The following is a 25,525-nucleotide window of genomic DNA, read 5'->3' as shown; positions in this document are numbered from 1 at the left end:
TTTCAAGCATAATGCTAATTTAGCATATCTTTACATAATTGTCAACCCTTCTTTTTGAGTGCTAAAAAAGAAGGGTTGATTTCAGACGTAAAAATGAGGTCGTTAAATATTACGATTTAACCCCAAAAAACCGACGCATCCGTTGCCGGAAAGTCAATTTTTTAGGTGGCATGACTTTGATAAGTACGGCAGAAATGTTATCCTGTCCGTCTTTTTCGTTAGAGCAATTAACTAATTGTTTGCACAGTTTGACAATCGGCATATCTTTGCCGTTGCGTAAAATATCTGCCATATCACTTTCACGAAGGCCTTTATAAAGGCCATCGGAGCAGAGCAAAATTTCGTCTCCTGCTTTGATAGGGAATTTTAACAAGTCAAATTCAATGTTCTTTTTAATACCCATAGCACGCGTAAGCACGTTTTGAATTTTAGAGCGGTCGGCTTCTGCGCGCGTGAGTAAGCCGCGACGTACTTGTTCGTTAGCCAAGGAGTGATCGGTGGTGATTTGAACAATTTTATCGTTACGGAACAAATATAAGCGGGAATCGCCTACGTGAACAGCCGTAGCGTAATCGTGGTCAAAAATAACGCCCGTTAACGTGGTACCCATCATCTTGTAAATTTCAGACGATTGGGCCGTAGAGTAAATGGCGATATTGGCCAAGTTCGCTGCCATTAACATTTTACGTTCGGTATAATCTAACTTGGGTAAAAAGGTGGCGGGAATTTTAAGTTGGCCGTTGTTTAATTTGCGTACGGTTTCGGCCAATACGGAAACGGCAATATTGCTGGCTACTTCTCCGGCACTATGCCCCCCCATTCCGTCGGCCACTACCCCTAATCCTAAGGAAGAAGAAATCAGCACGTTATCTTCATTTTTTTCTCTGATTTTGCCAATATCGGTTACGGCGGCAAATTCTATATCAAAATGGCTCATAACTCCTCCCTAAAGATAATGGTATTGGCACAACCGACTAGCCCTACCAAATATAACATGGCAATTAAGAAGAAATAGGCCCCGTTGGTTTGAGCATTACGGTTAAAGTGATGAATAGGATATGTAAATGCATAACCCCATATCCGCCATTTCATGGCTTGGCGTCCGCCTTGATAGAACGGCGCCAATAGGCCCGCAAATAAGGCGCGTGTATCATCATCTAATAAATTAGGTGCCGCTTTTTCAATACGTACATTTAATTCTTTGGCTACTTCTTCTAATGGCATACCGGTAAATTCATTAGAACGGTCAATGTTTTTTAATGACGGTCTTTTAGTGGTTTTCAAATTAAGGACACTCTCATTAAGGACACTGTCTTCCGGTTCGGTACCTTCACGTGTTTCTGCATTGAGTCGTACATCTACTTGTGAAATCAGTACATCTAATGTTTTATTGGTAGAGGCTACTAAGCCAGACACCGTATATATCCATATCCCCCCTACTGCAACTAACAACAAGAAACAAGGTAATAGGATAGAATCTTTATGTCTTTGTGAAGACAAATAATACACGGCACAAATTCCGCAGAATAGTGCAATATAGAACAGCGCAGAGAAAAAGATTTCTTTGGTATCCGGTGCGATTGTTAAGTGAGACGAGGCAAAGGACATTCCGATAGCAAAAATAACTAATGCGGCACCTAAAACACCTTGCATGCGCGAACGGTTTATTGTCCAGCAGATTGATATTCCTAATGATAAGGAAATAATCAAATAGCAGAAGTAATATTCCGGTGAAAAGATATATTGGAACATATGACTGATATCCATTACCGGTGCATGCGGCGTAAATAACCCTGCTACAAATGATACAAGGGCTAAAAAGAGTAGCACGGTTGTGGAATGAGAAAATGCCCGTATGGAAGACGAGGCGAATATGAGCACAATCATCACTCCGCTTAATAACGTAAATATCATTTGATTAGGAGCATATTGCGAAGCAATAAACGGCGAAATAAAGTTATGCAATAAGCCTGCCGAATTTGACAAATGCACGGATCCGATAGTCCCTAAGTTATAAAATACAAACGTAATTAACCCGGCAAATAACAAAAATAACGGCAAGAAAATAATTAACGAACGAATATCCTTTTTATCAGCCGGAGAAAGCGACGAATCAAATACAGAAGATTTTTTATTTGTTCCTGTATAAATAGGATTGGTCGCCACATTCTGCGTATTTAACATTTGCGTTGTGGATTGTGCTGCTTTTTCGGGAGCAGTCGGTGCAGGATCGGGGGCGGCTGCGCCTACGTTAATTTTAGGCATCAACGAGGTATTTATCGTCGGTTGTGTAGGCGTTTTAAGTTGTGCCTGACGTTGCGGCGTATGAAAAGTTTGGGTATGTTGCCGTTCATCTTTCACGACCATTTTAGGGGCTTCCCCACCCAAATCAATGGCTTTCCCGGCGCTGCCCGATTGCAAACGAAGTTGATCGTCTGCGCGCATCTTGCGGAAAAATAAATAGGTTTCTTTGGCGGTAGCAAAACGATCATCCGGGTTTTTACTCATTAACTTTTGAATAGCAGGCCCTAACCATGCCGGTAAATCTTTGCGTAATTTATTCGGGTCCGGCACGGGATCGTTAATGTGTTTTTGGATAATATCAATCGTAGTTTTGCCGTTATACGGAAATTGCCCTGTTAAAACGTAAAATAAACTTGCCCCGATAGAATATAAATCGGCGCGGGTATCTAAATTTTGGCCTAATGCCTGTTCCGGCGCAATGAAGTAAGCCGTTCCTGCCAGTTCACTGGTTTTGGTAGAACCGCCTTTTTCTACTTTTTTGGCGATACCGAAGTCCACCAATTTGGCTTGCCCTTGCGGAGTAATTAAAATGTTAGACGGTTTAATATCGCGGTGAATAATGCCTTTGGCGTGTGCGGCGTCCAACCCTTGCAATACACCGTCAAATAAATCTAAAACCTTTCCTACCGGAAGGACTTTTTCTTTCTTCAGCATGGAAGAGAGTGTTTGCCCTTCAATAAAGGACATCACAATAAAATAATATCCATGCTCTTTACCTACGTTATATACATTAACGATATTGGGGTGATCCAGTTCGGCAATAGCGCGTGCTTCGGTTAAGAATAATTCTACGGCTTTTTTATCTTTAGATAAAGCCGGACTTAAAATTTTTACGCAGACAATGCGGTTTAAGGCGCGGTGACGGGCCCGGTACACAGACCCCATGCCGCCTTCGGCGGTTTTTTCTAAAATCTCACAACCGGAGATAATTTGTCCGACTAAAGAAGGGAGTTCGCTCATACTATTTTCTCTGTTTTGGATGCCGGGTTTGAGGTATGACTAAAAACGGCTTGCTTTTCCGGCATCTAACCGTTACAATATAACTAGCAATATCATACCATATTTTCGGGTTTTATAATAGGGGGCATCTGGTTTTAAGACAGATGGATAAATATGAGTGAAAGCAGTTTTACGGTACTTAGGGAAATCGGGGTGTTAACCTTAGACGATAAAAGTGAGATACACTTTAGTATAGATGTATATCGCAATTTTCGTTATGTGTCTATACGCAGGTATATAGATATGGATGGGCTTAATGCGCCCACTCATGATGGTGTAACGCTTACTCCGCCAATCGTACGGGCGCTTACCGCCAAAATATCTGCGCTATCCGATGAGCCGCAAAATATCCCTCCGGACTCCTTGGGCAAATTTGCCAAACGTCCGGGAATCTGTATTGTGGCCGGTTTCGGTATGCTTAAAGGCGTGCGCGGGTTGGTATTACGACAATGGGAAGATGAAAAGGGCTGGACCAAAAAAGGGGTTTGGTTGCCCTTGGAAAAAATTAAAGAAATTAAAAAGTTATTTCAAGAAACCAAAGCCGCTCTGGACGAGCAGCCCGAAGACGACTTTTGATGGTTATGTAGCAAACAAAAAACCCGTAGAATTTGTCTCCGGGTTTTTTAGTAAAAATTTCCTTATTTTTTTACCGGAAGAACGCCGGCTTTTTCTAACATCTCTTTGGCGTTTTCAAATACTACATCCGGCGAAATGTCACGCATACATTTAAAATGTTTTTTCGGACATTTCTTTCCGCCGTGTAAAGCACAAGGGCGGCAAGGCAAATCTTTCACTTCCATAACGCGGTGTCCTTCGCCATATGGGAAGAATCCTAATTCGCGCGTCGTCGGCCCGAAGATGGCGAGCGTCGGCACATCAAACGCGGTAGCAATATGCATGGGGCCGGAATCGTTGGTAATGAACAATTTAAAATGTTTCATTAACGCCATCAAATCGGCCAGACTTGTTTTACCGCATAAACTGGCAGCATGTCCGGTAGAAAGTTGGCAGATTTTTTCACCTTGGGCGGTGTCTTCTTTCCCCCCACCGATAAGCACGGCTTGCACGCCTAATTCGCTTTGCAAGCGGCTAATGAGTTTAACGAAATATTCCATCGGCCAGCATTTGGTCGGCCACGCGCTTCCCGCATGAATACCGACGAGTACTTTGCCTTCTAAATTAAAGTCTTTCATCAACCGTTCTACATTTTCTTCGGCAGACGGGGCATAACGCATGCTTAATTTTTCAGCCGTAAATTGTTCTTTGGCAATTCCTTGCAACAAGGATAAATTGCGTTCTGCATCATGAATCATCCACGAGAACGGAACCGTTTTCGTGTAGAAGAATCTGCCTTCGCTGGATGTAAACCCAATGCGTATCGGCACGCGCGAGAGCCAGGCAATTAACGCACTTCTGAAACTGCGGTGCGGTACAAGCAAGATATCCGCATGTGTTTTTTTAATGGCATTGGCGGTTTTCCATACGCCGGCAATTTTGTTCCACCCTTTTTTATCATTTAAGATAATTTGGGAAACTTCTTTCATCGGGCGGAAAATATCTTCCGTTTGCGGGCGAGTTACCACGACGATTTTAGCATCCGGAAACAGTTTGGCTGTTTTTTGGATGAGCGGAGTGGTCAGTACGCTGTCTCCGATAAAAGACGTTTGGAAAATAGCAATCGTATTAATTTTTTTACCGAGATTTTCCACATGTTTATAGGCCCAATCGCCCAATTTAAATTCACGGTATTTAACCGGAATATTCCATGCTTTTAAAGCGGCTAAATACTTATCTAAATTGTGGCTGTCTTTAAGCACCGGCGACATGCGGCGAAAATGAACAAATAGCCGGCGGTCAAGAGAGTTTTTATCGTAGCGGATACGGTTCGGCACGCGGCTAAAGAAACTAAGCAAAATGGTTTTTAACGTTACGTGCAAATCTAACAGGTGGGTAAATCCCCCCGCACGGATTTGACGTACATTGGCCCATAATCCTTTTTTGGCAACCATAATTTCATCAATATACGGATGTCCGGCCAGCACTTGGGCAAATTGCGGCTTGACCATCAAGGTGATTTTGGCATCCGGCCACGCCGCTTTGATGTTTTTATAGACGGGCGAGGAAAGCACAATATCGCCAAGTGACGACAAGCGAATCACTAATATATTCGGTTTTTGTTTAGTTGTATTTTCGTTCATAATTTTCTACCACTTGCATAATACGTTGCGTGGCTCCTTTGAAATGTAATGCCGTTTGGCGTGCTTTTTGGGACATGTTTTCCAGTTGCGCCGGGTCGGCAATTAACCGTAAGACTACTGCTTTAAAATCGTGTTCGTTGACTAAAATTCCCCCACCTCTTTCTAATAATGCTTCGGCTGTTTGTGGGGTGTTAAAAAAATATTTACCGAATAAAACGGTTTTAGACAGAATAGCCGGTTCCAACAAATTATGCGCGCCGCGCGGAACAACCGAGCCGCCTACAAATGTAAGCGTGGCCCGCGCATATAACGAGGGTAACAAGCCCATAACATCTGCGCAAACTAAGACTGCATTTTTGTTGGGAGTGGTATCGCTGAAAAATGTGTGGGAAATGCCACTTTGACGTAACGTGTCACGAATTTCCGGCATACGCTCTAAATGGCGCGGCGCGAAAATTAACCGAATATTGTTTTTAATAAATTCAGGCGCAGCACGTAATAACATGGTTTCTTCTTGCGGATGCGTGCTGCCTAATACTACAATCGGTTTGCCCCCCCAGCCTAATGTACTGATCAGTTTATCTACTTCGGCGAGGCGGGCAGGAGCATCGTTAAGTGCATCGTATTTAACGTTACCGCAAATGTGGCAGTTTTCATGCGGTAATCCTAAACGCTCATAGCGTTGGGCATCTTCGGGGGTTTGCAAGGCGGCAAAAGATAAATGTTTTAATAAGCGCGAAAAAAGCGGTTTAATTAACGTATAAGCGCGGGCCGATTTTACAGAAATGCGCCCGTTAATAAGAGCCGTCGGAACATTGGCTTGAAAGGCGGCTTCTAATAGGTTGGGCCAGATTTCGCGCTCTACGACAAACAAACGATAAGGATTAGCCAACCGAATAAAACGGCGGCAAGACGGATAAAAATCAAGCGGAACGAGTAAGGCTTGTTTTACTTGCGGATTTTTAAGAGCGGTTTCTTTTCCGGCTTGAGTAGAGGTAGTGATTAAAATATCTCGGTTATAAAACGCTTTAAGTTGGCTAATAACTTCTCGGACGGATAATACCTCTCCGACACTGGCACAATGCAACCAAATGGCGTTTTGGATGATTTCGTCTTTTTTCTCTAGTCCGAACCGTTCGCGAAGTTCTTGCCCCAAGTGGGCAAGCAAACCCCTCCGGCCCGAGAATAAGAAACTAAACAATACGCCCAAAGCCGCCAACGGAAAAATCAAATTGGTTAGGAATAATACAAATAATCCCATATATACTTATTATATGAAATTTCGGCTGGTGTGCGGCGTAAATTTAGTGAATTTCTTTAATTGCAGTACCTTGTTTGATTTGGTTAAGGAGGCGCTCTATCCGTTGTTGAGCCCGCAATAAATTCGCTTCAGCTTCGGCTAATTCAAACCGGTATTTTTCCAGCAACTGTGCGCGATTTTTACGTCCGATAAGGCGTTTATCTTGTTCCATGGCTCTTATCTCGTATCGATACATTAAGACTTGCTGTTGGAAGAATGCTTCTTGGTGATAATAGATATCATCAAATAATTTTTGTTTTGCATCCCCATCGGATTTATTTTTCACCGGGGCTTCAAATGAACTGTAACGGCCATGCCCTTCAAACCGGTAAGGCATGGGCGGTATTTCAAAAAGGGTGCTGGTTGTTTCTTCCGCCGAAACGCCGTACGCATTGACAACAATAATTTCATACGGGGCGCCTGCGATAATTTCCCGGTGGATATAGGACAGTTTGTCTATAGCATTTTGGTGTTGGCGCAGTAATTCGGGATCATTAGAATTTCTTGCCGCTTGTTGGGCTAATGTCACATTATGTTCGGCATAATCTAATAAGGCTTGTTTCAAATTGGCTTCTTCACGGGAACTAACAGGCGCGTGAAAGAATGTTAATAATCCTAATGAAGAAGTGGACATAGTAGGATCAAAATGGGTAGAAAAAGGAAGTGTGTTATCATTTTCTATATCTAACGGTTCTTTATAAGTTAAATAAGAAATTTGATCAATCGGGGTGTTTTTTGCATGCTCGGTATGAATTTGATGCAACCGGGCCTCGGCCGCTTGATATTGCATTTGTAAATTAGCCAATTGGCGTTCTAATTGCAGCCGTTCTTTAGTACGATAGGGGCGGAGATTTCCGTTGAGTTTTATTTGTGTTAATTCAATTTGTTGTCGTAAAGTGACACATTCTTGCAAGGCCCGACGAATTAATTTTTCATATCCTTCTTTGGGGTCCGTTTGCCAAATAGCACGATTGTTATAGCGTGAAAATCCCATATTTTCCGGAGTGAGTTGTTCCGGCGCGATAGAAGAAGATGGCATCGTTTCCGGACGGATGTTCTCACTAAGTTGTTGGGAAATAAGATCGGTTAAATCTTCTTGTTCGGCTACTTGTTCTTGTTGCATTTTTTGTAAAAAGTTTTGACGCAAGGCTAACCCGTTTTCAAATACTTTGACAGACGGTTGTACATAAAATAAATTATACGGGTTATATTGGGCAAGTAATCTTTGAATTTTAGATGGCATAGGCCGTTGGAAAAAATATCCGGCTATTTTATTGGGCGTAATAGATAACGGATGCCCGATATTATTCATATATTCCGCAATGTGATGCCAATAACTGGATAAAAGTTCCGGGTGATTGCTTTCGATATTTGTCAAACGGAATTTGGCCAATTCTTCAATAGCATCGTAGGCTTCGTGTTGAAGCAAGGCTTGCACCGTGATTAAATCGGTCCACGGAGTAACTAAAGGCGGAAATGGTTTTTTAGCATTTTTCAAAATCAAAAATATATCATTGGAAGTGCCCAACAGCCCCAAATCAGTAACGGCTGCCATGGAGCGGGCCCAATCACTTAAGGCTTGAGGCAAGGTGGCTTTGACAGGTTTGCCTTCTAAAATATTACGGTAATAGGCCAGCGCATAAGAAAGTTGTTGCGGTTCGGCGACAAAAGGCCCTTCTAATACTAAGGCCGGATAAGAAATTAAATAAAAATCTTGTTGTTGTTTTGCAGATAAATGGGTAATAGGTTCTTGCTTAAGTAATAATTGGGCGGCCTGTTCTACATTGAGAGTAGGGCTTTTCCAAACTAATGCCGATTCCGCACGGGCCGGCCAGGTGCTGTTTATGTAGGTGTCAAAAGAGTGTACCTGCGACGGATTTGGCAAATTGGTATTGGCAACCAACGCGGTTAAAGTTCCATTAAATTCTAATCCTTCGGAAGATAATTGACGCATAATGAGCATCATTTGCTCGTTACTGCGAAGTATAACTTTTGCACTTTTTCCAGCCGTTACAAGTGGCCCTTGGGCAAATGTTTCCCCGCACGTGCAACCTAATAAAACAAGTGTTAAAATAAAAATTTTTTTCATAGTATGTACCTATTTTCTTTATTTATTTTAAGTTTTTTGTCGTCTTATCAACAAGGGTCAAAGGGCCTAGTTGTATGTGGGCCTTTTGGGCCACGGATATTCCGCAAAATTAAAAAACCCGGAACCAAATTCCGGGTTTTGAAAGGACGGTATATCGCTGATTTGTCTTATATTACTCCAACAATTTCCGGCTCTTTATGAAAGAATTTGCCAAAGAACCCGCCCGATGAGGAAGCGGCTTGCTTCCCCCAACGTTGGCCGGAGATCATTTTGTTAGAAGTATCGGTAATGTAATTAAGAATTTGTTTGCTTACATTGACACTGGCTCTGTTAAAATTACTTCCCCGGCTGAATCCGACAGAGGGATTAATTTTAGTATATTGTTTCATAATGGCCTCTACTTCCCGTTTGGAAGCATTTTGAAGGCGGCTTAACAATTGTAATTCTGTCGCCAACGGGCTGCCTTCGGCTTTAGCGCGTAAGGCGGCTTGTTCTAACGGATTGAAAGAGACTCCGTCAATATATCCGCGTGAGAAAACATTTCCGTCCTTAATTTGGTCAATTAACACTTGTTGTTGGTGCGAGGCAATAGAACCGACGCCGCGCGATTTGGTTTGTGCAAAGCCGGATCCTAATAACCCTTCCTGTTGTACTCCGCCCGAGTGAGCAAATACATTGATACCTTCCCGCTTGGCTTTGGGTAATGCTTCAAATTCCCGCATAAATTGTCCGGAGTGGCAGGCATCTAACTGCAAATTAACTACCGGAGTGCCGGTCGTTTTGCGCAACATTTGCAAGTCATCTACTAATTCGGTTGTCGTTATTTGGGTAGAACTATTTAACCCGCGGGAAGGAATATAAAATCGACCTGCGCCGTCAATTTCTCCGTGAGAAGTAATTTGTACCAATATGGGTTTATTCGTTTTTTCCGCCGTAGAAAAAGTTTGTTGCAGTTTGATTCTGGAAAAACCTTCTTGCGGATTTCCTACCACAGAAGGAATAAAACCGTTTTCTTGTCCCACAAACCACGAAGCAGATACGTCATAAGCATGTTCAAAGCCCGCTCCTTCTACATAGAAAGCGTGTTCGGTTGCCGTTGGCGAGCGTAAAACAGCCGCGTGTTGTCTAAATTCAGCGGAAGTCAGTGTGCGAATGTCATTGGCTTGCGCGGGTGTCAAACGGGCAAAATACTGTTCCGCTTCCTCTACGCGGGCGCGTTGGGCTGCCGAGAGCGCTGTATTAGATTTGGCTTTATCCAAGTTGGTGGATATTTCGTTAATAAGTTCCTTAAAATCGTCCCGTTCTATTTGACCGCTCAGCCGGGTAGATAAACCGTTCGTCGGGATTGTCGTTGCTCGGACAGGGGCTTTGGGCGTCGGTGGCGTAACGGACTTCTTGCCTGCCAACCGTCGTGCTTCTTCCGGTGTTATTTCGACTACTTCCACGCCGGCGTTATCGGCTTGGGGCGCCGGACGTGTGGTGCTACCTTTGGTCGTTGGTGGCGTAACGGACTCTTGGCCCGCAAACCGTCGTGCCTCTTCCGGTGACATTTCAACTACTTCTAAACCGCTGTTATTGGCTTGTGCGGCCGGACGGGCCGTAGCGGCCGCGGGATCAAAAGATTTGGCAGCCGTTTCGTAGACATTTTGTATTTCCTGGGGTGTCTTGTCGTTTCTGATAGCAGTTAACACCTCTCTGCGTTGATGTACGGCTCGGTCATATTCAGTTTTGGCTCTGCGAAGTTCTTGTTGCTTTTGGGCCAGTTTTGCTTGTCGGGAATCTCGCCCGAAGAAACTGAACAATTGTTGTTCTTTCTTTTCTAATTGGGCGATTTCCATATTTAAATCATGTACTACTTTTGTTTTGGCCCTTACATTATCCGCTGCCGTCGTTAAGATTTTTTGAATAGCGGGGCCTTCACTCTCTCGTACAACAAATTTGAGATCTCGGAGTTTATCTGTCACAATATACTCGCTCGGTTCGGATGCTCTGATGCGATATCCGATCGGGTTGCGTGTGGTGGTCGTCGTTCCCCCATTTCCTCCGCGGACCATGGGTTGCGGTGTATAATGTACCGCCGACGCCGTGCCGGTCATATCGGTCGGAGTCCGGTAATAAGAACCGCCCCATGCCGGGGTATTATCCTGTGATATCGTAGACGGGATATCTGTCAGTTTGTCTGCCCGCGGATTTGCATTCGTGGCATTTCCCCGCCAGATATACGGTTGTTCACCATAACCGATTTGACGTTGCCATGTTCCGCTGTTTGCCTCTACGCCGGGCGGTGGCGTGGTAGGGGCTGTCTTGCTGCGAGAAATCCAACTGTTTCCGTCTTTAACAATTGTTCCTTCGGCTGTTGGCGCGACCTTTTTGGTAGCGGTAGGTATAGTCGGAGTGGCGGTTTTTGAACTACCGGCAACTCCCCGTTGGCCTGCATAAGCCTTTTGGGTTTGGCGGGCCTCTGCGGCTACTTTTGCATCATAAGCACCTTGTCTGCCTAAAGCGGAAGGACCGTTTTGAATATTTCGGGCCGCATTTTCCAGGGCATGAGCTCTATCGTAGCCTTTTTGTCCCTTGTGGACTGCTTTTGCGGTCTTATAAATATCCCGCAACGGTTTGCCTGTTTTGTTGGCTAATTTAACGGCTTTAATAGCGTTTTTTGCTACTTTGGCTATACCGGCTAAAGCACAACCCGGCGGAATAGCAAATAAAATGACTGTTTTCAAAGCAGTATGCGCCAAATCATCAATGATTTCCTGTTGATTCGGTTCGGCCGGGGTAGTGACATGACAACGGCTAGCACCAGCTGAAGTAAGCACCTCGGATTTGTTGCCATTGTTGTATCCGAAAGAAATATCCCGACGGGCTAAAAATTTATCTTCGGCGGTACCTTTAATATTTGTACCGTAAGCGTTGCCGATATTGCAATATTTGGTACGCAAGTATTGTCTGACTTGATCGAGTGTTTCATCGCTATAGTATTTTTTACCTAACCTAAATTGAGAACGGCCGATTTCAATATTTCCGCGTAATTGCAATAAGAAATTATCACTGTTTGCCCAATCTGCTAATAAATTGGGAGTATGGTAAGAATTCGGAGCTGTCCGTTTTAATAATACCGGAAACTGTACGGCCAGTTCCGTCAGTTGGATTAAAAAAGCATCTTGCGGGTTGGAGGCCGGTTCATAACGTCCTTTTTTGCCGTATTTGTTCACATAGGTTTGCACGACGGTACGCATCCCGGTCGGGCTGGAGAGAATGGATAAAGCGGGAATAAGATGTTCGCCGATGATTTTGTCAGACTCAAACCCACCGTAATTATTTTTTGCGGCGCCCGAAATACGTCTTACAATCTTATTTGTAAAGGCTATATCGTGGCCGTGTTTCTTGGCCACATTGAAAGACCCTGCCGTTGCCAAAGTTAAAATCATGGCCCCGCGCACTTCGCATTCATTTCCTTTGCAAGGTTGGTATATATCGGCATATAATGCGTTGACGGTACGCTCGTAATCTTTGTCGGAAATAGTACCTTGTGAAATATGGTCTTGTAATACCATAAGTTTATAAACATTATTTTCGGCCAAAATGGCTTTGGCCAAAGTGGAGAATTCTTTTTCCAAATCGGAAATAATTAAATTGTTTAATTCATCTACCAAGGTTTTATAAGTATCAAACTGATTTTTGGCCAATGCCTGCTTCATGCGAGTTAAATAATCTGTAATAACGGCTTTAGGAGCCTCTTCTTCTTTTAAGGCTTTATTCGTGGCTTGGGCTATCTTCTGAAAGGCTTGGTCACGTTGGGCTTGACCAGCAAAAGAAGTATCCTGTAAGGCAGGATCTCGTTGAGGCATTGTCAAGTTAACATTTACGGTTGAAGAGGCCGGGGGCGTGGGCGTTTTTTTCTTCGTTTGAGCCAATACGGTTCCTTCGTTTGCCACCAATAAGGATAAGCAAACCAACCCAGTGCTTGCATATTGCCGTAAGAAAATCATAATTGCTCCTATATATACAACAAAAAAAGACAGGTGTTGCTCTGCCGGATAATCGGCAAGAAAAACCTTAACTATATTGTAAGAGAAAAACCCCTAATCGTCAAGGGAGTAATTGATGGGTATATATCGGTGGGTAATAGGGATGTTTTTTGAGAATAAAAAATCTCCCAAACGGGAGATTTTTTATGTTACTTATAAGTTTATTATTTCTGTTCGGTTTCGTCAGCGGTTTTGTCCGATTTCTTTTTGAATAATCCACCCAATGCTTTTACCGCAGACGAGGCCGCTTTGACGGTATCTTGCGCCGTTGTGCTGGCCACATTGGATGCTGCGTGTGTAGTGCCTTGAACGGCTGATTTAGCGGCTTTGTAACTTAAAATTCCCCCCACTACGGATGTTACCGTATTGACGACATCCAATTTGCCGGACGGATTATCTATCGTCCCGCCGATTTTAATAACGACCGGGGTTTGCTTGGTGACTAACGTGGCCGACGCTTTCATGTTTAGATCGCGCGAAACAAAATTGACCGTTCCGGTAGCATTCAAATCTGTTAGGGTCGATTCAAATTTGGTGGTATCCAACGTCATTACGCCGTTGGTAAACGTATATTTCCCTTCGGCTTTTGTTATGGCGATTTCTCCTTTTTTTGCCTGGACTTCGGCTTCAAATAAATTAAGATTTAATTTTTTGCCGACGGAATTTAATATATTAAGCGGTAGTAAAATAATACGTGCCACTTTGCTTTCTTTGATAAGAGTATCCATTTCCGTAATGGCCCCCGGCTCTAATGAAAAGGATACGGTACCGTTGGCTTTTTGCATAGAATCACTTAAATTAGTTAGGGCGGCTTGAGCCGTTACTCCGTCGGTACGGAAATACGGAATACTTACCGGGCCCACCTTAATATCGGTTGTTAAGTTCAAGTACGTTTCGGGTGCCGGTGTTTCATGACCTTTCGCCGTCGTTTCCGGGGCGGCTGTTTGTTCTTCGCTTGAGGACGGAAATTGCGTAAGTGTAAGTTTGGCTAAATTTAATTTGAGGTCCAAATCAGTTATATCTTTATGAGATTTGTATGAGAAAGACGAATCAAATTTTTCACCGTTTAATAATCCGGTTAACGACGGACAAGAAATATCATCTAACGAGGCTAATTTAATCGTCCCGTTCGTTTCCGTTAATGTAAAAGGCGGATATAACGCACTAACATTTTTTAAGGTAAGTGTCCCTTTAACATCGCTTCCGTTATTTTTATCTGTTGCGGTAAAGGTGGCATTTAAATTTCCTTTAGGATCAAAGCCGGTGTCGTCGGTCATTTTGACAATTTGTGCAATATCGGCTTTTAAGTTCCCGCTTAATTGATAAGTGGTGTTTGTTCCCCCCCAGCCGATTTGACCATGCGTGGCAAATTCGCTATCTAAAATTTTTAGTGACGCCTTTGTAATTTGGGCGGTGGACTTATCCAAATCGGTAGCGGCTTGCAAGACGAGTTGAATAGCGGGTAGTGAAAAATTAGGCAAATCGGGCAGCAGATCCGTAAGAACCGTATTTGTAAGCCCGGTGATCGTTCCGGTTAAATTAACGTCGGGCGCATGGAAGTTGGTAATTTTACCTTGTAAGTCTAACTTGAGATTTTTATACGAAGCGTTTGCTTGGGTAACATCAGCATATGCTTGATTCATATCTAACCCGGCTAAAAACAAATCAAAAGCAATATTGACCGGTATGGAAAGCGTAAGCCCGGTATTATCTTTAGTATGGCTGACAAACGAAATTTGTACCGGGAATGGTTTGGTGAAATCTACATTGTCCAATTGAAAATTAAGATCTTCTATACCGGTAATTAAACCGCTTTGTTTATCGGTATAAGAGAAATCACAATCGGTGGCTTTAATGTGTTGAGCGGTAAAAACAAATTCGTCCGAGGTGGTTTCTGGCGCCGGAGTTTCTGCCGTGCTTTCGGCGGTGGGTTGTTCCCCTTCAGCCGGAGTAACTAACGAATCAAAATTGAAGGCTCCGTCCTCGTTTTTTTGGATATTAACATTTACGCCGTCTAAATAAATGGCGGCAATTTCTATGCGCTTTTTAAACAATGGTTTTAAGGCGGCTTTGGCTTCTACACGGTTGGCTTTGATGAAGGTGCCTTGTTCAAAGGTGGAATTTTCCGACATGGCAAAATTTTCCAACGTAAAACCGATTAGGTTAAATGACAGTTTATCAAACGAAATTTCTCGGTGAAAATTGTTGGCGGCATAGTCAATGGCCATTTGTTTGAGTTTTTGCGGCGGAAACATCACGCGTAGTACTACCAGCCCTACGGCGATAAATAAGATTACAATAACTATAATTTTTACAACTAATTTAAGTAATTTTTTCATTTGTTAATTCCTTTATTTTTTTCCTCATCTGTTGAAACGATTTCGGCTTCTATGATATCCGGGTTTTCCCCGTTTTGCAAGGCGCGATAGCGGGCCAAATCTTGATGAAGTTTGGTGTATATCCACAACACAAAGGCGGCATCATCGGTAATTCCCAGCAAAGGTAATACATCGGGGAGAGCATCCACCGGACTAACCAAATAGATAAAACATACGATGGCCCAAATGAGTGTGCCCCATGGCATTTTATATTTGCCGCGGAAAATGGCAAAAACCATCGGGAAAAAAGTTTTAATGTCGCTAATAATTACAGACGGACTAAATTTCATAAGGCTCTTTCTCCTGGTTGTGGGGTGCTGTCTTGTGCGTGAAAGCCAAGTAAATTTTCATCAATACGTAAGGCATAATCTCCCATGCGCTCAAAATTGTTGACAATATCCGCATAGGCGGTAATTGCATCGGGCGAGACCGTTTGTTGCCCGGATACAATACGTTCGCGCCGCTCCCGCAAAAGTTGTTTTCGTAAGGCATTTAGATTCTTTTCATCTTCAACGGCTTCATTAAAAACACGTTTGGCTTGTTCCTTCCAAAAAGAGGTTTGTTGAGAAAAGTCTAACAATAACCGACGGGGACGTTTGGTGATTTTCTTTACGTCCCGCGCGATGGTTTCCAAATTATCAATATCTGCTTGGGAAAACGGTTCCTTCGTGTGGAATTTTTCTAAAATGCGGGCAATTTTTTCGCCACAATCTCCCATGCGTTCAATACTATTTAACACATCAAATAGTGTAAATGATTGCGCTACGGCATGGCGGGATAGGTTTCCGTGCGTCAGTTGAGTCAGATAAGCATTGATTTTATGCTCTAAAACATCGGTTGTTTTTTCGGCTTCTTTGACGTCGTCAATGAGTTGGCTAAACATTCTGTCATCTTGTACTTTTAGCGCGTGAATAATTTTATCACTCATCCGGGTAACAAACCCCATCATCCGTTCTAATTCTTTACGCATGGCCACTAATGCCAATTCGGGGGTTTGCATAAAACCGGTAGATAAAAATTGTAAATCATATTCGTTTTTATCTTCCCGCTTTGTTTTGGGAATAAATACAAGCGTTAGTTTGGCTAACGGTTTTAATAACGGTAGCATCAGGGCCGTATTTAACACGTTAAAAACAGTATGAAAGGCTGAAATATGATACGGAAGAACGGCACTTAATACGGCAGTTTCTTTTGTGTAAGGCGAACCGGGGACTAAATAATCTATCAAACGAATAAAATGCGGGAAAATAGCCACTACCCAGCATACTCCGATAAAGTTAAATAGAAAGTGCCCTAATGCCGCGCGGCGAGCATTTTTGCTGGCTCCTAATGCGGCTAAATTGGCGGTGACCGTTGTCCCAACGTTTTCACCAAGAACAAGCGCACAGGCGGCGGGAAAATCAATCAGCCCGGCAGCGGCACAGGTCAACGTCATCGCCATTACCGCACTGGATGATTGTAAAACGATTGTTAATACGGCTCCGCTTAAAATTAAAATCAGTAAATTACCTAGATGGGTAGGACTAATGCGCGAAAGCCAAGCCGTAAGATGCTCGTTAGAGGCTAAATCGGCAGGGATAGCGTCTTTCATGAGGGCCAACCCTAAAAATAATAATCCAAACCCTACGAGCGTTTCCCCCATACGTCGCCATAAAGCGCGCCGGGTAATAAATTGCATAAAAAAACCTAAAGCAATTACCGGTAAGGCAAAGAGCGAAATTTGAATTTTGAAACCGAATAAACTGACAATCCACGCGGTGGTGGTGGTACCGATATTGGCCCCAAAAATTACACCTAATGCTTGGTACAAGTTAAGAAGTCCGGCACTGGTAAAACCTACGACCATAACAGTAGTAGCGCTGGATGATTGCACCAACCCGGTAATAAATACCCCGCATAACATGGCAGTAAAGCGGTTGGCGGTAGCGGCTGCAAGCAAACTGCGTAGTTTATCGCCGGATGCTTTTTGTAGCCCATCACTCATCATTTTCATGCCGAATAAAAAAAGTGAGAGCGCACCTAATAAATTAAAAAGTTGAAGTATCCCTGTCATAGTTTGTTTTATTAAAAAAGAGCGGAAAAAATTGTCCGCTCTTTCCAGAATTATTTGGACATTTTTATCGTAGAAGTGTTTCCATCATCATCGTGGTGGTTTCGTTGACGTGATTTGGCTTTTTCTTCTTCCCATTTGCGCCGGTTTTCTTCCATTTGCCGGGCCATGTCATCATCAAACAAAATCGTGGGCATACGATCTTCTTCCGCATATTCTACTGTGTCTTGAGAGGTGGGTTGATAGACCTGTTCCAAATGTTGCTCAATGGACTCGTCACTGGAGTGCGTTTTAACAGAAGCCCGAACAATTTGTACTTCTTGCGGTTGTTGTATTTGGGGCTGAGCAGTCTCTGTTTGGGGTGCTTCCGAATCGGATTGCATAATCACGGAAGTCGGGGCTTGTACCATTTGGGGTTGTGGCATATTTATAGCCGCTTGATCGGCCAAACCACCGCTGCGATTATCTTGGTAATCTAAGTTTAAGAAAACAAGTACCAGATAGGCCATCATAGATAACCATAAACCTATCCAGCATAAAAGAATAACAATTCCTACACAAATCCACAATACAGACGGGTGCACCAAACTAAAACTATTCGGAAAATATAACGGAATAGCCACATATAAGCCGTAACCTACAGCATGTAGAAACAAAGTAGGGAGTATGCCGGAAATAAGCAAAATACCTAATGTGTAGAAAAAACGACCGCTAGTCAATTGCCAACTGTGCAATAATGCCGCAATTGGATTTTGTTCGCGTGCGGCAATAATAATGTGGGTAAAGACTAACCGGATCATTACAAAGATGAGGGCTAATACGGCCGGAATGGCTAAAATAGCCGTTACGGTCTTGCCCAAGAGTTGTGCTATTACCGCACAAGCAAGTCCGACGGCACCGCACATCAAACCAAATATAATTGTATAAACAGTAGGTAATATAGAACCGGCGGCCGTGTCGGATAAAGAGATATTATCTCCTTCTGCACGTGCAGCAAACAAACGGATGAGCACGACTCCCAAAAAAGACGAAAAAAGCATTTGTAACAGCGAAACCAAAAGCGGATGTACTTTAATCAATAGAAGGGCAGTTAACAGTGCATAGCCTACTACGGCACAACCTGCGAATACCAACAGTACACTAAATGAACGGTTGATGAGACGGAAACTTTCAACTAATAATGCTAGAAAAGAATGTTGTTCTCTGATATCCATAATACTATCCTTTATACTCTTTTTTATTATATCAAAAATCAACGTAATTAGAAACGTTGGGCTAATGCGTGTGCGGCTACAAATCCGCTGGCCCATGCCCAATGCAAATTAAACCCACCCAGATTTCCGGTTACATCTAATACTTCGCCGATAATAAAGAGTCCCGGTATGTGCCGAACTTGTAAGGTGGATGGATTGATGGCAGAAGTATCAATTCCTCCGGCGGTGGCTTCGGCCTTGGTGTAACCGGCAGTACCGGGGGCGATAAAGGAAAAGTGATGAAGTGTTTTTTCGGTTTGACGCAATTGTTCGCGCGAAGCATTCGCGAGTGGGCCGTCGTAGGTCTTTAGCAATGTTTTGGCAACTTTGTGTGGTAAATCAAAAATCGATGAGATCGTTTTGGTAGAATTTTTATGGGCCGTTAAAATTTCTGTTGCGTTTTGATGGGGCAGAAAATCAATTTCTACGGGGAGTTGCGGTTGCCAAAATAACGACAGTTGTAATACGGCGGGGCCGCTGATTCCGTCATGTGTAAAAAGTAAAGGGCCTTCAAAAACGTGTTTGCCTTGTTTAATGATGACAGGCAAACTGTTCCCGGCCAGAGATGAGCATAACGGGCGTAAATCTTTAGGAAATGTCAGCCCGCATAAAACGGGACGTTGCTCTATAATAGATAGCCCCAATTGGCGAGCCAATTTAATTCCGAAACCATTTCCCCCCAATTGCGGAAATGATTGCCCCCCACTGGCTAGGACGATATTTTGCGCATGTACCGGGCCGGTGGACGTGTGTAGTAAAAAGCCATCGGAATCTTGTTGGATGTCTAATACCTGTACGCCTAGGGCTAGTGTGGTATGGTGCGCCTTGGCGCGTTTAACAAGAAAGCGGACAATGTCTGCGGCATTTTTAGCAAATAGTTGTCCGTTTTTACGTTCTTCCCAAGGGATATGTGCTTCGTCTAATAAGGCCGTAAAATCGGTGGGCTTAAAAGCACTTAGCGCATTTTTGCAAAAGTGTTTGTGGGTGCAGTTGTAATTAGCCGCGGAAACAAAACGGTTGGAAAAATTACATTTTCCCCCGCCGGAAACGCTCACTTTTAGTGCCGGTTTTAATTTTGTGTCAAAAACGATTTTCGGTGCATCAAAACTGCCTGCGCAAAACAATCCGCTTGCGCCGCCGCCAATGATAGCCGTATGATAAAAAGAAGTAGTACGCATCTTTTACAGCGTAGCAAAAAAAATACTTTTTTTCAAAATATGATATACTTTATTAAGAAAAATTACGGATAAATCTATGATTGCGCCGACCTCTCAAGAAATTGCCGCACGCGTAAAACATTTTGAACGGGAATGTCATCGCCGTGGATTGCGTGTGACTAACCAACGCCGCGAGATTTTCAAGACGGTAGCATCTTCTAAAGAGCATCCTAGCGCAGAACGTGTGTTTGATGCGGTGCGGTGTACAATGTCAAATGTATCGTTGGATACAGTGTACCGTACATTGGCATCCTTGGAAAAAATGGATTTACTCGTTCGGGTGGGTACACCGGAAAAAGAACGCTTTGACGGAGATTTGCGCCCGCACGCGCATTTTATTTGCAACCGTTGCGGAGAAGTGTATGATATCTTCTCCCCCGAAGTCACCACCCCCGTGGAACTGCCCCGGTTAACGTGCGGCGAAGTGAAACACGTCAATATTCAATACAAAGGAATTTGCAAACGGTGTCGCAAATAGCGCACTGTATATAAGGAGAATAGTATGGAACTCAAAGGCTCAAAAACTGAAAAAAACCTGATGACCGCATTTGCCGGTGAATCTCAGGCACGCAACAAATATACGTATTACGCTTCTAAAGCCAAAAAAGAAGGGTTTGTTCAAATCGCTAAAATTTTTGAAGAAACCGCCAATAACGAAAAAGAACACGCCAAATTATGGTTCAAAGCACTCCATGATAACGAAATCCCGACCACAACCGTCAATTTATTAGACGCGGCTAACGGCGAAAATTATGAATGGACGGATATGTATGCCACTTTCGCCAAAGAAGCCAAAGAAGAAGGTTTTGATAAATTGGCTTTTATGTTTGAAGCCGTCGGTAAAATTGAAAAAATGCACGAAGAACGCTACCGCAAACTCTTAAAAAATGTAGAAACGAATGCGGTGTTCAAAAAAGCCGGTATTGTCATGTGGGAATGTGCCAACTGCGGCCATGTGGTCATTGGCGAAAAAGCCCCCGAAGTTTGCCCGGTGTGCAATCACCCGCAAGCCTACTTTATGATTCATCCGGAAAATTATTAATAGATAACAACGGATGTTATCTTGCGTTTTACGCACGAAACCTAAAACGAAATGTTTTAGGTTTCGTTGCTTTTTCGTCAGAGAAAAATAATGCTTGACATCGTTTTTTTTTTCTACGTTTTTTATATGAGACTGTTTTTAAGGGAGGAACATGTATGAAAAATAAAAGAAGTTTGTTGGGCCATTTAGACGTAAAGGGTTTTACGTTAATTGAATTATTAGTCGTTGTTTTAATCATCGGCATTTTAGCCAGTGTCGCCTTGCCGCAATATAAGGTGGCCGTTGCCAAAAGCCGGTTTGCTAATGCACGCACCTATATCAATGCCATCAAAACCGCCAATGAAATCTATTATTTGGCCAATGGAAATTATGCGAGCGCCCTCGCTGATTTAGATTTGGAATTTTCTTGTGATTTAGTGCAAGACACTACCGCTTTCAAGTGTGATAACTATTTTGTAGTGGATAATTTAGCGGGATCCGTACCGAATATTCGTGCTTCTTATTGTCCTTATCATCAAACACATTGGGATAATGATTGTTATCCGAACCGAGAATTTTTATATACCGTTTGGTTAGATCATTCCGACCATCCGGGCCAAACAACTTGCGTGGGAACAACCGCATTAGGACGCTCCGTTTGTGGCAGTACCAACTAATATTCTTAAGGAGATTATTTATGAGAAACAACGCAGCCTTTACGCTTATTGGTTAGGGCGGCTTTTTTATGCATATCAAAAACGCTATTTCTCTTTTACCAACTCACGCACAAAATTATAATAAATGTTGTTCGGTTGGTTGACAAGTTGTACCTTTAATTCTTGCGGTGTAATAAATTCATTGTGAAGTGCAATTTCTTCTAAGCAGGCAATTTCAATGCCTTGATTTACTTGCATACTATGCACGAAGTTAGCCGCTTGCAGTACGCTTTCATGCGTGCCGGTGTCCAACCAGGCAAAGCCGCGTTCCAAGGTGGTAACGTGTAAATTTCCTTCTTCCAAATAGCGTTTGTTTAAGTCGGTAATTTCCAATTCGCCACGTTTGGACGGTTTTAATTCTTTGGCATATTTTACGACGTTGTTATCGTAAAAATAAAGCCCCGTTACCGCAAAACGGCTTTTAGGTTGGGCCGGTTTTTCTTCCAACGATAAAGCCCGATGATTTTCGTCAAATTCCACCACGCCGAAACGTTGCGGATTGGCTACTTCGTAAGCAAAAACAGTAGCCCCTGTTTTACGCAAACAAGCGGCTTTTAAGAGACGTTCAAAACCGTTTCCGTAAAACAAGTTATCTCCTAAAATGAGTGCGCAGGAATCTTGCCCGATAAATTCTTCACCCAGTAAAAATGCATCGGCAATTCCGCGTTTAACAAGTTGTGCTTTGTATGAAAGTTTTATTCCCCAGTTGCTACCATCCCCCAGTAGTTTTTTGAAATTACTACTATCTTCAGGTGTGGTAATAATCAAAATATCACGTATGCCCGCCTGCATAAGTACAGACAAAGGATAATAAATCATCGGTTTGTCATAGACGGGTAGTAAAATTTTGGAAATCGGACGCGAGGCCGGATACAACCGGGTACCTGCTCCGCCTGCTAGGATAATTCCTTTCATAGTTTCCTCTACTTCATTTTATGTTTGAGAATGGCCTCTTTAATTTCATCCCGTGTATGTTCTTGAAGCCATTTTAAGGCTTCTTGTTCCAACGTCGGATTTTTAGGGCCTTCCTCTTTGGCTTCTATCACAATATCTTGGTAAGCCGGGTCTTTGTAAGCGATGTCAGCCGCTTTCTTTTCCACATCTAAATTGTGTTTAACGCGGCGCATTGCATATTCTAACCGCGGGAGATGAATATCATGTTCTTTGCCGGGGTCTAAATCGCCTTTTGCTTCATAGACATACATTTTTTCGGCAAATGCGGCTAATTTTTCCCATGTATGCGTGGCATCCCCTTCTCCCATTTTAGCAATTTTAATGAGTTGCTCGGTGTTGGCATCATAGCCGTGTTGTTCATATCCGTTTTCCATATATACGGCACGATACGCAAAAAATTTATACAGATTATTCATGAGGGACTCAATAGCAGAGGGTTCATTCGGGTGTAACCGGTTATCTAAATCGATTAACTCTTTATATTGCCCTTCGTCCACGAACAGCAAAAGGAACGGTTTGTCGGTTAAAATGGCGTAACGCAAACCGATTAAAGAGAGTTCAATGGCTCTATCAAACGCCGTGGCCGTAGCGTAATCTTGCAGAACGGTTATAAGTTCATCTTCCATATCTGCCAGTTGGTTTTCCAAATCCGGGTACACTGCACTTACACTCATGCGGTAAGGCCGCGTATATTCCATAACACCGCTGAAAATAATTTTCAACCGACGAAAAAATCCGGCATCACGTAACGTGAGATTAAAGCCCGTTTTCCAGTTTATGTCACGCACATATGCGATGAGTTTGGCTTGTGCCAAGTTAAAATCTTGTTCAGAAAATGTAAGCGGGACAAGCGGTTGTCCCCCTTCTTCCTCGGGTAAGGTGTTGGTCTTTTTTCCTCCGAATAATGTTAGCAAACGTGTTGCCTCTTCCGGAGTGGAAACTTCCATAATTATTTCTCCGTCGGGTTGTCGGTAAAATGTGGTTGCTTGCACACTTAATGCGGCCATGCTCAGTAGTACACTGAAGCAACATAAACGTAATACATTTTTCACGGTTTATCTCTCCTTTACTACTCAAAAATACCTCTATATTATAGCGTAAATATGCCAAAAAGAAATGAGTCTTTGGACCTATTTGTTTGGGTAATAAAGACCCATTTACCTTTTGGCAGATAAAACGCCCCCCACCACCGAACAGGCCGTTCCAAATAACATGGCCGCTTGGTAGCCGCCGATAAATGCGGTATCAGGTAAGATCCCGCGGCTTTCCAAATAACGTTGCACGAGTACACAAATGGCCACGGAAAGTGCAATCCCTGCTATCATCCCTACGTTGCGAGATAGCGCATTGACACTCGCCACCACACCGAGTTTTCCCTTCGGTGCCGCGCTGATGACGGTATTATTATTAGGTACTTGAAACGTACCGCTTCCGGCACCCATAATTAGTTGGGCCAGCACAATATAAGATAAACTCGGTTCACTGCCGATAAAGGCAAACATTAAGGTAGAAATTATCAATAAGACAAACCCCGCCGTTGTAATAATACGAGCGGGCCATTTAGCGCACAGGGCTCCGGAAACGGCGGAAGTAATGGCTAATGTTATAGGGAAAGGCAAAATAAGCATACCTATATGAATAGGATCCAAGTGCATAATATCGGCTAAATAAAACGGAAGTAATACGGAGTTTGTAAAAAGGGCCGTATATCCCAACACGGCCACCAGACAACCGTATGAAATGGCTTTGATGTTAAAAATCGTTAAACCGATGAAAGGATATTTTGAGGTATGTTCCCGACGGAAAAATAAAAGAAATAATACGAGCGATAAAGCAAAAGAAAGTAAAATAAGCGGGTGATTCCATCCTTTATCGGTAGCGGTGTTAAGCGCATATAAAAAGGTAAAACTCATCCCGGCAAAATACGCCGCGCCGAGATAGTCCATCTTCATCTTTTTAATAGCCTTAAAACGCGGAATTAAATAAATACCCCGCCATACACCTAATATACAAATAGGAATAGTCAGCCAAAAGATAGATCGCCAACCCCATGCTTGAATGAGCGCACCGCCGATAGCCGGCCCTGCCAAAGATCCCCCTGCTACTACCGCACCGATGGCGCCAAACGCTTTTCCGCGCGACTTCCCGTGAAAAATTTGTGCAATTAAGGCTTGCGATGTAGCCATCATGGCCGATGATCCGATACCTTGTACGGCCCGTGCCAGCAACATGGTTGTAAGCGAATTGGCAAGCGCGCCAAATAAAGCCCCTACTCCAAACGTAATAAAGCCACCTAAATACATCCACTTACGGCTATATAAGTCGCTTAATTTGCCAAATACCGGTAATAAACACGTCAATACTAATAAATATAAACTGACGACAAGTTGGATGTTTTCTAACGATACATGAAACTGCTCTGACATGGTCGGTAGTGCAATGTTTACAATGCCCGCTGACAAGGTGGACATAAATGTTCCGTTGGCTGTTACGGAAAAAATCATCCATTTTTTGCTGATATGTGGTGCTCTGACGTGCATAATGTATATTCTTGACGGAAAACAACCTTGTTTTTTCAAATTTCTCTCTTATACTATTATATATATTTTGGTTGTTGTATAGGACGAAAAAGCGTTGGTTAAATATAAAAATATTGACAGCGTTTGCTTTTTTGTTATAATACAGGTATAACACTTGGTTAGTGTTTGATGCTGTATTAGAGGGCAAAAAGTCCTATGTAAAAAATAGGCCTTTTGGCCCTTGCTCTTTTTTGGTAATTGCATTACAATAAGGTTATGATTATGGCGTAAAATTTGATTTTTTATAAGGAGTTTTCCGATGAAAAAACTACTATCTTTACTACTAAGTTTTACTATGATCTTTACCAGTGTTGCTCCCGCTGCGGCGCAAAATTTGCCTGTTGAGATAGGCCGCGCTTTGGTAACGAGTGCCAATACCGGAAAATATGTAGCGGAAAGTTTAAAAGCCATCACCGAAATATACCAAGGGGCGTAT

Annotated in this window: 18 protein-coding genes; 4 read left to right on the top strand and 14 right to left on the bottom strand. The window is 43.0% G+C overall.

All coding sequences use genetic code 11. From position 1 onward, the window contains the following. Positions 1 to 109: 109 nt before the first annotated feature. Both ACQY3H_RS06890 and ACQY3H_RS06885 read right to left on the bottom strand, forming a co-directional pair. Positions 110 to 937 (bottom strand): Stp1/IreP family PP2C-type Ser/Thr phosphatase, encoded by an 828-nt coding sequence (locus ACQY3H_RS06890; protein WP_428075899.1) that lies wholly within the window; start codon positions 935 to 937, stop codon positions 110 to 112. Further along, entirely contained in the window at positions 934 to 3,264 is a 2,331-nt protein-coding gene (locus ACQY3H_RS06885) for a protein kinase domain-containing protein (protein WP_428075897.1), read from the bottom strand. Before ACQY3H_RS06885 ends, ACQY3H_RS06890 begins: the two co-directional genes overlap by 4 nt. A 153-nt stretch (positions 3,265 to 3,417) precedes the next feature. Here ACQY3H_RS06885 and ACQY3H_RS06880 point away from each other — a divergent pair, with 153 nt between their 5' ends. Continuing rightward, on the top strand, positions 3,418 to 3,879 hold the full coding sequence (locus ACQY3H_RS06880; protein ID WP_428075896.1) for a hypothetical protein: 462 nt from the start codon (positions 3,418 to 3,420) through the stop codon (positions 3,877 to 3,879). 62 nt (positions 3,880 to 3,941) lie between these two features. Here ACQY3H_RS06880 and waaF read toward each other — a convergent pair whose 3' ends face one another. The 9 genes from waaF to ACQY3H_RS06835 all read right to left on the bottom strand — a co-directional run bounded on the left by waaF (position 3,942) and on the right by ACQY3H_RS06835 (position 19,780). Beyond that, on the bottom strand, positions 3,942 to 5,501 hold the full coding sequence (gene waaF / locus ACQY3H_RS06875) for a lipopolysaccharide heptosyltransferase II (RefSeq protein ID WP_428075894.1): 1,560 nt from the start codon (positions 5,499 to 5,501) through the stop codon (positions 3,942 to 3,944). Next, entirely contained in the window at positions 5,482 to 6,762 is a 1,281-nt protein-coding gene (locus tag ACQY3H_RS06870; RefSeq protein ID WP_428075892.1) for a 3-deoxy-D-manno-octulosonic acid transferase, read from the bottom strand. The genes waaF and ACQY3H_RS06870 overlap by 20 nt, the downstream gene beginning before the upstream one ends. Positions 6,763 to 6,805: 43 nt before the next feature. Further along, positions 6,806 to 8,890, bottom strand: coding sequence for a hypothetical protein (locus tag ACQY3H_RS06865; RefSeq protein WP_428075890.1), 2,085 nt, complete (start codon positions 8,888 to 8,890; stop codon positions 6,806 to 6,808). A 167-nt stretch (positions 8,891 to 9,057) separates the two neighbouring features. Then, positions 9,058 to 12,882, bottom strand: coding sequence for a hypothetical protein (locus ACQY3H_RS06860; protein WP_428075888.1), 3,825 nt, complete (start codon positions 12,880 to 12,882; stop codon positions 9,058 to 9,060). A gap of 203 nt (positions 12,883 to 13,085) precedes the next feature. After that, positions 13,086 to 15,260 (bottom strand): AsmA family protein, encoded by a 2,175-nt coding sequence (locus ACQY3H_RS06855; protein ID WP_428075886.1) that lies wholly within the window; start codon positions 15,258 to 15,260, stop codon positions 13,086 to 13,088. Beyond that, positions 15,257 to 15,589 carry a YkvA family protein gene (locus tag ACQY3H_RS06850; RefSeq protein WP_428075884.1) on the bottom strand — a complete coding sequence of 111 codons (333 nt, stop codon included), beginning with the start codon at positions 15,587 to 15,589 and terminating at the stop codon, positions 15,257 to 15,259. The genes ACQY3H_RS06855 and ACQY3H_RS06850 overlap by 4 nt, the downstream gene beginning before the upstream one ends. Then, positions 15,586 to 17,352, bottom strand: coding sequence for a Na/Pi cotransporter family protein (locus ACQY3H_RS06845; RefSeq protein WP_428075882.1), 1,767 nt, complete (start codon positions 17,350 to 17,352; stop codon positions 15,586 to 15,588). The genes ACQY3H_RS06850 and ACQY3H_RS06845 overlap by 4 nt, the downstream gene beginning before the upstream one ends. 50 nt (positions 17,353 to 17,402) lie before the next feature. Beyond that, complete coding sequence (locus ACQY3H_RS06840) at positions 17,403 to 18,563, bottom strand: hypothetical protein (RefSeq protein WP_428075881.1); 1,161 nt, start codon at positions 18,561 to 18,563, stop codon at positions 17,403 to 17,405. Positions 18,564 to 18,610: 47 nt separating this feature from the next. After that, positions 18,611 to 19,780 carry an NAD(P)/FAD-dependent oxidoreductase gene (locus ACQY3H_RS06835; RefSeq protein ID WP_428075879.1) on the bottom strand — a complete coding sequence of 390 codons (1,170 nt, stop codon included), beginning with the start codon at positions 19,778 to 19,780 and terminating at the stop codon, positions 18,611 to 18,613. A gap of 76 nt (positions 19,781 to 19,856) precedes the next feature. Between ACQY3H_RS06835 and ACQY3H_RS06830 the strand changes: the two genes are divergently transcribed. The 3 genes from ACQY3H_RS06830 to ACQY3H_RS06820 all read left to right on the top strand — a co-directional run bounded on the left by ACQY3H_RS06830 (position 19,857) and on the right by ACQY3H_RS06820 (position 21,517). Beyond that, entirely contained in the window at positions 19,857 to 20,297 is a 441-nt protein-coding gene (locus ACQY3H_RS06830) for a Fur family transcriptional regulator (RefSeq protein ID WP_428075877.1), read from the top strand. A gap of 24 nt (positions 20,298 to 20,321) precedes the next feature. After that, positions 20,322 to 20,861 (top strand): rubrerythrin, encoded by a 540-nt coding sequence (rbr, locus tag ACQY3H_RS06825; RefSeq protein WP_428075875.1) that lies wholly within the window; start codon positions 20,322 to 20,324, stop codon positions 20,859 to 20,861. 155 nt (positions 20,862 to 21,016) lie between these two features. After that, positions 21,017 to 21,517, top strand: coding sequence for a type IV pilin protein (locus ACQY3H_RS06820; protein ID WP_428075873.1), 501 nt, complete (start codon positions 21,017 to 21,019; stop codon positions 21,515 to 21,517). Between the two features lie 84 nt (positions 21,518 to 21,601). Here the strand turns inward: ACQY3H_RS06820 and rfbA are convergent, their stop codons facing one another. From rfbA to ACQY3H_RS06805, 3 genes are all read right to left on the bottom strand, one after another. Next, positions 21,602 to 22,471, bottom strand: a complete 870-nt coding sequence (rfbA, locus tag ACQY3H_RS06815; RefSeq protein ID WP_428075871.1) for a glucose-1-phosphate thymidylyltransferase RfbA — start codon at positions 22,469 to 22,471, stop codon at positions 21,602 to 21,604. Positions 22,472 to 22,479: 8 nt separating this feature from the next. Next, positions 22,480 to 23,562, bottom strand: coding sequence for a hypothetical protein (locus ACQY3H_RS06810; RefSeq protein WP_428075869.1), 1,083 nt, complete (start codon positions 23,560 to 23,562; stop codon positions 22,480 to 22,482). Between the two features lie 105 nt (positions 23,563 to 23,667). Then, a complete protein-coding gene (locus ACQY3H_RS06805) occupies positions 23,668 to 25,050 on the bottom strand; it encodes an MFS transporter (RefSeq protein ID WP_428075867.1) in 1,383 nt (460 codons plus the stop codon). Between the last annotated feature and the right edge of the window lie 475 nt (positions 25,051 to 25,525).

The sequence above is a fragment of the Candidatus Avelusimicrobium luingense genome (assembly GCF_902757105.1).
GTDB classification, from domain to species: Bacteria; Elusimicrobiota; Elusimicrobia; order Elusimicrobiales; family Elusimicrobiaceae; genus Avelusimicrobium; species Avelusimicrobium luingense.
Note: the sequence above shows the minus strand (reverse complement) of the source record. Positions and strands in the feature narration are given on the sequence as shown.

What these genes read in the sequence shown, in the direction of transcription:
- ACQY3H_RS06890 (WP_428075899.1), bottom strand. Translation starts at nt 937, where the DNA reads ATGAGCCATTTTGATATAGAATTTGCCGCCGTAACCGATATTGGCAAA.
- ACQY3H_RS06885 (WP_428075897.1), bottom strand. Translation starts at nt 3,264, where the DNA reads ATGAGCGAACTCCCTTCTTTAGTCGGACAAATTATCTCCGGTTGTGAG.
- ACQY3H_RS06880 (WP_428075896.1), top strand. Translation starts at nt 3,418, where the DNA reads ATGAGTGAAAGCAGTTTTACGGTACTTAGGGAAATCGGGGTGTTAACC.
- waaF (WP_428075894.1), bottom strand. Translation starts at nt 5,501, where the DNA reads ATGAACGAAAATACAACTAAACAAAAACCGAATATATTAGTGATTCGC.
- ACQY3H_RS06870 (WP_428075892.1), bottom strand. Translation starts at nt 6,762, where the DNA reads ATGGGATTATTTGTATTATTCCTAACCAATTTGATTTTTCCGTTGGCG.
- ACQY3H_RS06865 (WP_428075890.1), bottom strand. Translation starts at nt 8,890, where the DNA reads ATGAAAAAAATTTTTATTTTAACACTTGTTTTATTAGGTTGCACGTGC.
- ACQY3H_RS06860 (WP_428075888.1), bottom strand. Translation starts at nt 12,882, where the DNA reads ATGATTTTCTTACGGCAATATGCAAGCACTGGGTTGGTTTGCTTATCC.
- ACQY3H_RS06855 (WP_428075886.1), bottom strand. Translation starts at nt 15,260, where the DNA reads ATGAAAAAATTACTTAAATTAGTTGTAAAAATTATAGTTATTGTAATC.
- ACQY3H_RS06850 (WP_428075884.1), bottom strand. Translation starts at nt 15,589, where the DNA reads ATGAAATTTAGTCCGTCTGTAATTATTAGCGACATTAAAACTTTTTTC.
- ACQY3H_RS06845 (WP_428075882.1), bottom strand. Translation starts at nt 17,352, where the DNA reads ATGACAGGGATACTTCAACTTTTTAATTTATTAGGTGCGCTCTCACTT.
- ACQY3H_RS06840 (WP_428075881.1), bottom strand. Translation starts at nt 18,563, where the DNA reads ATGGATATCAGAGAACAACATTCTTTTCTAGCATTATTAGTTGAAAGT.
- ACQY3H_RS06835 (WP_428075879.1), bottom strand. Translation starts at nt 19,780, where the DNA reads ATGCGTACTACTTCTTTTTATCATACGGCTATCATTGGCGGCGGCGCA.
- ACQY3H_RS06830 (WP_428075877.1), top strand. Translation starts at nt 19,857, where the DNA reads ATGATTGCGCCGACCTCTCAAGAAATTGCCGCACGCGTAAAACATTTT.
- rbr (WP_428075875.1), top strand. Translation starts at nt 20,322, where the DNA reads ATGGAACTCAAAGGCTCAAAAACTGAAAAAAACCTGATGACCGCATTT.
- ACQY3H_RS06820 (WP_428075873.1), top strand. Translation starts at nt 21,017, where the DNA reads ATGAAAAATAAAAGAAGTTTGTTGGGCCATTTAGACGTAAAGGGTTTT.
- rfbA (WP_428075871.1), bottom strand. Translation starts at nt 22,471, where the DNA reads ATGAAAGGAATTATCCTAGCAGGCGGAGCAGGTACCCGGTTGTATCCG.
- ACQY3H_RS06805 (WP_428075867.1), bottom strand. Translation starts at nt 25,050, where the DNA reads ATGCACGTCAGAGCACCACATATCAGCAAAAAATGGATGATTTTTTCC.